The sequence below is a fragment of the Streptomyces colwelliae genome (genome assembly GCF_048158785.1).
Taxonomy (GTDB): domain Bacteria; phylum Actinomycetota; class Actinomycetes; order Streptomycetales; family Streptomycetaceae; genus Streptomyces.
The window spans coordinates 1-5,038 of record NZ_JBLTJC010000559.1; the positions used below are offsets into that span (position 1 = coordinate 1).

The 5,038-nt window shown below is 69.9% G+C and carries 6 protein-coding genes and 1 pseudogene; 4 read left to right on the forward strand and 3 right to left on the reverse strand.

Going from position 1 to position 5,038, the window contains the following annotated elements:
* Window positions 1-85 precede the first annotated feature (85 nt).
* Window positions 86-502: pseudogene (locus ACNFOC_RS50745) on the reverse strand (ATP-binding protein); the annotation flags it as partial.
* Between the two features lie 113 nt (window positions 503-615).
* Between ACNFOC_RS50745 and ACNFOC_RS50750 the strand changes: the two are divergent.
* Complete coding sequence (locus ACNFOC_RS50750) at window positions 616-1,428, forward strand: helix-turn-helix domain-containing protein (protein ID WP_416965758.1); 813 nt, start codon at window positions 616-618, stop codon at window positions 1,426-1,428.
* Window positions 1,425-1,610, forward strand: coding sequence for a DUF397 domain-containing protein (locus ACNFOC_RS50755; RefSeq protein ID WP_416965759.1), 186 nt, complete (start codon window positions 1,425-1,427; stop codon window positions 1,608-1,610). Before ACNFOC_RS50750 ends, ACNFOC_RS50755 begins: the two co-directional genes overlap by 4 nt.
* Here the strand turns inward: ACNFOC_RS50755 and ACNFOC_RS50760 are convergent.
* A complete protein-coding gene (locus tag ACNFOC_RS50760) occupies window positions 1,604-2,890 on the reverse strand; it encodes a helix-turn-helix domain-containing protein (protein ID WP_416965760.1) in 1,287 nt (428 codons plus the stop codon). The two genes, ACNFOC_RS50755 and ACNFOC_RS50760, sit on opposite strands and share 7 nt — an antisense overlap.
* Window positions 2,891-3,073: 183 nt before the next feature.
* On the opposite strand from ACNFOC_RS50760, the gene ACNFOC_RS50765 reads away from it, so the two are divergent.
* Window positions 3,074-3,523: a glycine-rich domain-containing protein gene (locus tag ACNFOC_RS50765; protein WP_416965761.1), complete on the forward strand. Its 450-nt coding sequence runs from the start codon at window positions 3,074-3,076 to the stop codon at window positions 3,521-3,523.
* Between the two features lie 100 nt (window positions 3,524-3,623).
* Window positions 3,624-4,346, forward strand: coding sequence for a class I SAM-dependent methyltransferase (locus ACNFOC_RS50770; RefSeq protein WP_416965762.1), 723 nt, complete (start codon window positions 3,624-3,626; stop codon window positions 4,344-4,346).
* Between the two features lie 48 nt (window positions 4,347-4,394).
* Here ACNFOC_RS50770 and ACNFOC_RS50775 read toward each other — a convergent pair whose 3' ends face one another.
* On the reverse strand, window positions 4,395-4,946 hold the full coding sequence (locus ACNFOC_RS50775) for a hypothetical protein (protein ID WP_416965763.1): 552 nt from the start codon (window positions 4,944-4,946) through the stop codon (window positions 4,395-4,397).
* Window positions 4,947-5,038 lie beyond the last annotated feature (92 nt).

The following is a 5,038-nucleotide window of genomic DNA, read 5'->3' on the forward strand; positions in this document are numbered from 1 at the left end:
CAGCGCAGGGGCGCCTCGACGACCAGGGGCACGGTGTGGCGTGGCCATTCGGCACCGGTGAGGCTCTCCAGAACGGCGGCGGCGACCCGGACACGAGCTCGGCCCACACGGTCTTGCAGGGGGCCGGTGCCTCATCGACACCCCAACGCTCCGCGGACGCGGCCACGAGCACCAGCCCGCGCCCCGATTCCTCCCACACCGAGGCCGAGTTCGGGACATGGGGGACCCGATCGCCCCGGGCGTCCGTCACCTCGATACGGAGCGTGCCGAATGCGTCGAGCCGTAGGGTCAGCCTGAAATCGCGTCCGGGTACCCGCCCGTGAACGACGGCGTTCGCGGCGAGTTCGGCGACGACGTGTTCCGCGGCGTCGGACGGCAGCCCCCCGTCGGCGAGTTGACGTTCCGTGAGGAGACGGGCGAGGCGGGATCCCCCGCGCGTTGCGGACAACAGCACGGTGAAGTGCCGTACCAGGGAGGCGGCTTGGGTGATTTCTTCGTTCACATCACTCAGCGTGGCCACTCCTGTCTACCCTGAACAGCATTCACGTCGGTACGGAGCGCGACTGTCCGGGTGCTGTCCGGAGTCGTCCGGCTCGTGCACGAGAGGTGGGCGGTGTGGAGGACGAGGAGTCGGCGGCCGTACTGAAGGCGGTAGGCCGTCAGATCAAGATGTGGCGGGAGGCCGCCGGGCTGTCGCAGGCGGAGTTCGGGGTCGAGATCGGGTACAGCGCGGAGATGGTCTCGTCGGTGGAGCGGGGGCGGCGAGCACCCAAGCCGGAGTTCCTCGACAAGGCGGACAAGGTGTTGAAAGCGGGCGGCAAGATCTCCGCGATGAAGGAGGACGTGGAGAAGGCCCGGTACCCGAAAAAGGTCCGGGATCTGAAAAACCTGGAGGACGAAGCCTCAGAGCTGGGGGCTTATGCCAGCCACCACGTCCACGGTCTGCTCCAGACCCCGGACTACGCACGGGAGTTGTACGTCATGCGACGCCCTGCGTACACGGAGGGGGAGATCGATCGGCACGTCACCGCGCGCGTGGCGCGCAAGGCCGTCTTCGAGCGCAAGCCATCACCGCTTCTCACCTTCGTCCAGGAAGAGGTAACGCTGAGGCGACCCCTCGGAGGCAGAATGGTGCTGCGGCAACAGCTCGAACACCTGCTGGAAATCAGCAAGTTGCGACACGTCGAGATCCAGGTGATGCCCAACGACCGCGAGGACCACGCAGGCATGGCCGGATCGCTCCAACTGCTGAAACTCCGAAACGGCAAGACACTCGGGCACTCAGAGGGCCAGCTTCACAGCCGTCTGATCAGCGACGCCAAGGAGGTTCAGGTCCTTGAGATGCGCTATGGCATGATCCGGGCGCAGGCTCTCACGCCCCGGGAGTCGCTGGCCTTCATCGAGAAAGTCATGGGAGAAGAGACATGACCCCCGAGCTGAACTGGTTCAAGAGCAGCTACAGCAGCAACGACGGCCCGGAGTGCGTCGAGATCGCGATAGCCCCCGCAGACACCAAGGTCCACGTACGCGACTCCAAGAACACGCAGCGCGCCCAACTCGCCTTCGCGGATGACGCGTGGACCGAGTTCGTGGCCTTCGCGTCCTACTGACGTACAGCCGCGGCGTACAACTCGCGGACACCGGTCGTACGCGGGTGCCGCTCTGCCAGTTCGTGGACGATGCTGCGGATCGCGGGGCGGTCCCGGACCTCTGCCGGGCTGGCGCGGTACGCGGAGAGCAGTGCCTGGGCGGTCTGCTCGGGGCGTTGCCATGCCCACCATGCTCGTGCCATGTCGGTGCCCAGGCGGGCCTTGCGCTCGGCGGTCGGGAACTGTGCGGGGCGCAGGTTCTTTCCCGCCTCCAGGGCCGCGCCGGCATCGCCGAGCGCCCAGTGCACTCCGACCGCGTACAGGTCGACGGCGGCCGGGCTGATGGGGAACAGGCGACCCGGCGGGGCGGTTTGAGGCAATCGGCTCGCGGCGCGGCGGGCTTCCTCCGTCATCGCGAGGGCCTCGGCGCGGTGGCCGCCCCGGGCCTCGGTGTAGGCCAGGGTGCAGAGCATCTGCGCGTACGCCGACGCCGACGCGTCGGTCCGCAGTCCGGTCGCCTGTACCCCGGAGGCCGCCGCCGACATGAGGCGCTGGGCCTCCTCGCCACGGTCCTGGTGGCGTAGCACGATCGCCAACTCCCGGACTGCGGCTGCCGATGCGAGGGGGGAACCAGAGACCTCGGCCCAGGTGCGGGCGCGGTCCGCGGTGAGTCGGGCCTGCTCGTAGGAGCCGAGCTTGCTCAGCACGGCGGCAGCGAGGCTGTAGACGGAGGAGAGCCGGGCCTGATCGAGTTCCCGGCGGGAGGAGGCGGCGACGTGCCCGTCGGCGATGAGGCCGGGCAGGGCGGCGAGCAGAGGCGCGTGCGTGCCCTTGTCGTACAGGTCGCGGGCGGCGGCCAGCCGGGCGTCCAGCGGTCCGGCGCCGGTCGGTGCGGGGGTGTCGGCCAGGGCCTCGTCCACCCCCAGCAGCAGGGCGGCCGGTCCGGCGGCTGCCGTGGCGGTGAGCAGCGTACGGCGGCGCATCGGGTCCTCCTCGGCGTGCGGACTGGCCGTCACTCTAGTGGCCGTCGATACCGTCGAGGTGGGTGGCGCGAGAGAACTCACCAGGACGTGTCGCGGAACGCCGACTTCGAGCGCGGCGCGGTGCACCAGGGTCAGATCGACGACCCTGGTGCTGCGTTCCAGCCGGGAGACCGTGGCCGGTGAGCAGCCGAGCCGGTCGCCGAGGGCGGCGAGGGTCCAGGCGCGGTGTTCGCGGCCGAGGCGAATGAGCGCGCCAGGGCGCCGTTGCACGGCCAACTCGCGTGCTCTCGTGCTGTTCCAGAGCGGGTCAACGGGCACGGGCCCCTCCCACACCGCACGGCTGGGGCCTTTCACGCTACGGGTGCGGAGCGGGGCCGTCGAGGTCGCTTGCACACCGTGCAAAGCCCTTGCGCAGAAGGTTAGTTGATCGCATCTGGCCCGTTCGGCGCGGTGTGCTGGCTCAGCGCCCCGAAACGCGGGGCACCGTCCAACGGAGGCATCATGACAACGGCTCTTGTGCACCCGATGACCGGCCCGGCCCGCTCCGTACGGGAGGTCCTGCCGACCGATCTGTGGGAGACGCAGGTCGGACTCCTCGTACGGGACTACCCGTACGACTCGGCCATGGCCGGCCGGGTCCTCGGACAGGGCTACGCCTACCTGCTCACCGCGATGAGGCACCGGGGCGAATCCCTGGGGCTCGCCCCGAGCAAACTCGTCGACATCGGCGTCCACGCGATCATCCTCGACACCGTGGCGTACGCAGAACTGTGCGACCGCTTCAACGGCGGACACTTCCTGCACCACGTGCCCAAGGTCGAGATGAAGAACGACGGCTCGGTGATGAAGACGGCGACCGTCATCGCGTCCGACGGCTGGGACGTCGACCTGTCACTGTGGACGGACGCCGCCGAGTGCGGCCCCTGCCACCCGGGCAACGACTCGCACTGACCAAGAGGTGCGGCGGGCCCCGGCCGGAGCCCGCCGCACGGGGGAGTGGGAATTTCCGGAACAGGCCCGACGCCGGACCCGGCTCGCCAAGATTGTCCGGGTGACGACCACCCCCTCAGATCTCTGGCACCACTACGGCCGCACCCGCGCCGAGCGCGACCGCGCGGTCCCCGACGCCTTCCGCTGGAACTGGGGCCAGGACGGCGGCCCCGGCCCGGAAGTGCTGGGTGATCTGTCCGGACTGGTCGTCGGAGACCTCGGCTCCGGGGCCGCACGGCACGCCGCCCACCTCGTCAGCCATCACGAACCCGCTCGGGTCGTTGCTGTGGATGCCTCGCCAGGACAGCACGAGCTGGCTGTCGATCTGTTCGGCCACCTCGCACCACGCCTGCGCATCGTGCCGTCCGACGCCGTGTCGCATCTGCGGGCGGCGGCCGGCACATACGACGTGCTGTACAGCGTCTTCGGTGCCCTCGACTTCACCGACCCGCCCGACCTGCTGTCAGCAGCGGCCTCCGCGCTCAAGCCGGGCGGACGACTGGTGTTCTCCACTCTGGCGCACTACCTGGGCGGCGCCCCCGCGCAGCCGGACGTCGTGGCCTCCGCCGTCCCGGCGAAGACCCCGGAGGGGGAAGCGAGCACACTGCGCCGCTGGGTGCTCCAGGAGCACGTCTGGATGAAGGTCCTGGACGAGGCCGGGTTCACGGACACCAGCGTCGACGTGCTCCCGTCGGCCAGCGAAGGGCCGCGCGTCGCGGACACCCTGTTGATCCGAGCGGTGAGCGTTCAAGGACGACGATCTGATGCGGGTCCGGCGGGATGAAGAGCCGGGTCGTGCTGGTCGTCGTGCAGCTGACGGCGGACCGGTCGGCTACTTGACCACGATCACCTTCGTGCTCGTCGTCCCGAACGCCCACAGCGCCGCCCCGTCCGCCTTGTCCATCCGGACGCCGCCGGTCTGCTTGCCCGCGGCCGGTGGGGGTGAGGAGCCGTCCACCGCGTTGGAGAAGGCGATGTTGAGGCCGGACTTGGTGGCGAAGTAGACGATGTTCTCGATCTGGACGCCGTCGGATCCCGTCGTGGCGTCCTTGCGGACCGACACCGTGTACGTGCCCGGGTCGGGGCTCACCGTGCCCGGCCAGACGGCGAACGTACGGCCCGCCTTGTCGCTCGCGTCGACCAGCCAGACCCGTTTCTGGCCGACGGCGTAGACGATGCGGCGGCCGGTACCGGAGGAGGCCGGTACGGCGGCGGCCGTCGCGTGCGGTTTCGGGGACGTGGACGCGTGCGCGGACGCCGAGGCGCTCGGCCGGGCGGCGGACGCCTTCGGGTGCGGCCCCTTGTCGGCCTGGACGGCCAGGACCGTGACCGCGGCGATCGCTCCCACCGTCAGACCGGTAACCCAGACCTTGGAGGCAGGCACGGGCACGCATCTCCTCAGCTACTCACAGCCCCCACATCCCGATCGAACAGGGGTCGGATCATCGTACCGGCCCCCCATCCCGACGCCCGACC